Below are 4321 nucleotides of genomic sequence, written 5' to 3' on the forward strand. Positions count from 1 at the left end.
CGCGAGATCGAACAACAGTCTGATATTCAGGAAGCCGAAATCCCTCTCGTCGCAGACGCCCCTTCCCATACAGGCGTCACGGCATATCGAAAAGCCTGGCAACGGGAACAACAAATCATTGATTGGATCGCGACCGGTCAAAGTGAGCGCCTCGCTACGACCTATTCCCTGCCGGCCTATGGCGAGTTCGGAACACTCGCCCGTCATCAGCCGTTACGTGCAGAAAAGAATCTGTTGCTCGGGACTGTCCTCTTAAGCGCGCGTGCTGCGATTCGCGGCGGACTGGAACCGGATGAGGCATTCTCACTCAGCGACCGGATGATTGAGACGATTGAAGCGGCGACGAGTATCGCTGAGCTCCGGAATCGGCATGTCCGGATTACCGTTTCGTTTGCCGAAGCCGTCAAGGAACTCCAAGCATTACGTCATTCGCCACATGTGTTGGCAGCCATTCGTTATATTCAGCAACACCTCTATGAACCATTGTCCGTCTCGTCGATCAGTCAAGCCATCCATGTCTCGTCTAACTATCTGTCCGTCCTATTCAAAGATGAGACCGGTCTACCGCTCGCCCGCTACGTTATCCGGGAACGGATCCGGGAAGCGAAGCGCCTATTGCGTTCTTCAGACGATTCCTTGCTGACGATCTCGAACAAGTTACACTTCTCGAGTCAAAGCCACTTCAGTCAAGCCTTCAAGCAGACGACCGGTGAGACCCCGACACATTATCGTCAACGAAGTGAATTTTAAGAGAGTCGTGCCTTTTTTTCGTTTTGTGATATCCTATTCAACAGGAACTATTTTCGTGAATCCGTCTTGAGCGGATTCTTTCAACAAAAAAGGAGAATCAACATGAACTCAATTAGTGTCATCATTCCTGTCTATCAAACCGAATCACAAACGAAGGCAGCCATTCAATCCGTTCTTGATCAGAAGGTGTCTATTCCGGTAGAAATCATCGTCGTCTTTGATGGACCAAGCACATACATCGATGAGCTTCGCTCCCTCTATCCGACATGTACGTTCTTGGAACAAGCACATCAAGGAACATATGCTGCACGCCGTCGCGGTCTTGAAGTCGCGACAGGTGACTACGTCACATTCCTCGATAGTGATGATATCCTCGCACCACGTGCGCTCTATACGTATATCAAAGCCTATGAGAAATCACGCGGCGAAGTCATCATCGGTAAAGTCTCACCTGTCTACAACAAGAAAAAATGGCTTATGCCGATCGATGATGATCGTTATTTCTTCTACACTCGTACGAAATTCAATTCGCGTCATTTGACGACGATTCACGGCTGGATGATCAAAAAGGACTTGCTGAGCGATTTGCCGGTTCTTGAGACACGATGGTTTGCCGATACGATCATCGCGCATACGATCATCGCGAAACTGACGAACCTGACATCGGTCAGTTATGTCGTCTACGGTCGAAACTCACGCAGTACACCACTCGAGGGACAATCACTCTATCAAGCACGCGATATCACGACATTGACTGATATTTCACGGATCTATGGTATGTTATCTGCGCATACGATGGATAACACTGTTCAAAAGTTCTTGAATACATGGTACAAACGATTCATCTCAAAACGTGGTCGTGCGTTGCTTGAACGAAGCACGTCAAAAAGTCAGCAGGCAGATATATTCCGCCATGTCGCTTACGATTTAAGACAGACGAAGACACGAAGTAAGTATCTACAAGCATGGTCGACGGGTTCCTACTTCATGTTCCGTTCATACATCACTGCCGTGAAGACAAAACGAACGCTACGGACGGCACGACGTAAAAAGATCAAGAACGGTCTGATGCTCTATCGCCTGTTCCAAAAGATGCCGGTCAAAGAGAACCTCGTCTTATTTGAGAGTTTCCTCGGTCGGAGCTATTCTGATAATCCAAAGGCGCTTTACCTGAAATTAAAAGAACAACGCCCAGAACTCGAACTTGTCTGGATTTTCTCGAAAGAACCTTCAGATGACGTCAAGGAAGCTTGTTCGAACTGGGTGCTCAAAAACAGCTTCGCGTACTACCAAGCGATGGCACGTGCGAAGTATTGGATCTTCAATACGCGCCAGCCACTAAGCTTGAAAAAACGCAAAGAGACGATCTATCTCCAGACATGGCACGGTACACCATTAAAACGATTAGGTCTCGACATGGAAGAAGTCCATATGGCGGGAACGAATGCGACACGCTACAAACGGAACTTCTACAATCAAGCACAGGAATGGAACTACTTGATTTCTCCGAATGCTTATTCGAGCGAAATCTTCAAAAGTGCGTTCGGTTTCCAAAACACGATGCTCGAGACCGGTTATCCGCGAAACGATCTCTTGTATGCGGACGATCAAGCTGGTCTCATCAGCGAAATCAAAGCGCGTCTGGATATTCCAGCCGACAAGAAAGTCGTCTTGTACGCACCGACATGGCGGGATGACGAGTTCATCGCACGCGGAAAATACCGCTTCGATCTCCAACTTAATTTGAACGAGATGCAGGCACGCCTTGGTGACGATTACGTCGTCTTGCTCCGGATGCATTACTTGATCGCTCAAAATATGGATATCAGTGGACACGAAGGATTCGCCTATGACGTGTCGTCATACGGTGATATCGCAGAGTTGTATTTAATCAGTGACGTGCTAATCACCGACTATTCGTCTGTCTTCTTCGATTATGCGCACTTACAACGTCCGATGATCTTCTTTACGTACGACTTGGAAAAATATGCATCGACGTTACGTGGGTTCTACTTCGATTTCGAAGCAGTCGTTCCGGGACCACTCCTAAAAGAAACGGATCAAGTCATCGATTATATCGAACAGATTGATACGAAGTCTGTCGCTTACCAAGAAAAATATGATCGCTTCCTCGAACGGTTCTGTAGCTTGGATGACGGCACGGCAAGTGAACGTGTTCTTGCTGAGTTGTTCCCGAGCACAGCACAGTCAACGATTGAGGATGAAACAACAGAAACAGAATGACGATTATCAAAATGAGAAATGGCTTAATAAAGCCGTTTCTCATTTTTTTGTTCCCACCCATTAATTGCTAAGCGTAAAGACAAAAAAGGGGCTGACTCAAAAAAAGAATGACGCGTCTTTTCACGCCCCTTCCTCAGGCGAGACACAAGCCAGTTTTCCTGCTTCATTTAAGCAGGAAAGCGGGTCTTGTTCGTCTCTGACAACGCATAAATGCGTTTTTCCTGTAGGAGTGGCGTGTGACGCGTCATTCTTTTTATTACGAGATAAGGGGGGACAGATTGATGATCTGTCCCCCCTTATCTTTGTAGAGACTGACTTTTGAGTCAGCCCCATGAACGATTTAGTTACGGACGAACAAGGCAACGCTCTCAACGTGTGTCGTATGTGGGAACATATCGACCGGCGTCACTTCGACGAGTGTATAACCGAGCTCTGTCAACAACTTCGCGTCACGCGCTTGAGTTGACGCGTTACAAGAGACGTAGACGATCCGCTTCGGTGCGACATCCGCAGCAGCACGCAAGAACTCTTCGTCACAGCCTTTACGTGGTGGGTCGACGACGATGACGTCCGGTTGGATACCTGCTTTAACGAGATCAGGCATGACCTTCTCAGCTGCACCGTACTCGAACGTCACGTTCTCGATACCGTTCGCTTGTGCGTTCCGGCGTGCGTCATCGATTGCTTGCGGTACGATCTCGATACCGTAGACGTGCTTCGCTTGTTTTGCGAGTGACAAGGAAATCGAACCGATTCCACAGTATGCATCAACGACTGTCTCATCTCCTGTCAACTGAGCATACTCGAGCGCTTTCGCGTAGAGTTTCTCTGTTTGCAGCGGGTTGACTTGGAAGAACGAATGCGGAGAGATCTCATACGTCAAACCAGCGATTTGATCGCGAATGACGGACGGTCCGTACAAGACGACGTTCTTTTTCCCAAGAATGACGTTCGTATCATCCGGGTTGATGTTGTGCTGGATCGAAGTGACGTTCGGTAACGCCTTTAAGATTCCCTCGACGATTTTATCGATACCGCGAAGTTGTTTGACCTTCGTGACGAGAACGACCATCAACTCGTTCGTATGATAACCATGACGTGCCATGATATGACGAATGACACCTGCTTTTTTCTTCTCGTCGTATGCTGGGACTTTTAAGTCAGCGAGGACTTTACGAACCGCTTGGACAGCTTCATCGTTTTCTTTGTTTTGGATCAAGCAGTAGTCCATATCGATGATCCGGTGGCTCCGTTTTTGATAGAAGCCAGCCATCAATTTGTTTGATTGGAACGCGACCGGTACTTGTGCCTTGTTGCGGTAACCCCA

3 protein-coding genes are annotated in these 4321 nt (G+C 48.0%); 2 read left to right on the forward strand and 1 reads right to left on the reverse strand.

Annotated elements, in window-relative coordinates; all coding sequences use genetic code 11:
• Window positions 1–750 (forward strand): helix-turn-helix domain-containing protein (locus B3M90_RS13365; protein ID WP_290784446.1); only part of this gene is annotated, 750 nt, incomplete at its 5' end.
• A 102-nt stretch (window positions 751–852) separates the two neighbouring features.
• Window positions 853–2994: a bifunctional glycosyltransferase/CDP-glycerol:glycerophosphate glycerophosphotransferase gene (locus B3M90_RS13370; RefSeq protein WP_290784448.1), complete on the forward strand. Its 2142-nt coding sequence runs from the start codon at window positions 853–855 to the stop codon at window positions 2992–2994.
• A 340-nt stretch (window positions 2995–3334) separates the two neighbouring features.
• On the opposite strand, the gene rlmD is transcribed toward B3M90_RS13370, so the two are convergent.
• Window positions 3335–4321: 23S rRNA (uracil(1939)-C(5))-methyltransferase RlmD (gene rlmD / locus B3M90_RS13375; protein ID WP_290784450.1), on the reverse strand; the 987-nt coding region annotated here is incomplete at its 5' end.

Source organism: Exiguobacterium sp. UBA6309, assembly GCF_002439205.1.
In the GTDB taxonomy this organism is placed as follows: domain Bacteria; phylum Bacillota; class Bacilli; order Exiguobacteriales; family Exiguobacteriaceae; genus Exiguobacterium_A.

What these genes read in the sequence shown, in the direction of transcription:
- B3M90_RS13370 (WP_290784448.1), top strand. Translation starts at nt 853, where the DNA reads ATGAACTCAATTAGTGTCATCATTCCTGTCTATCAAACCGAATCACAA.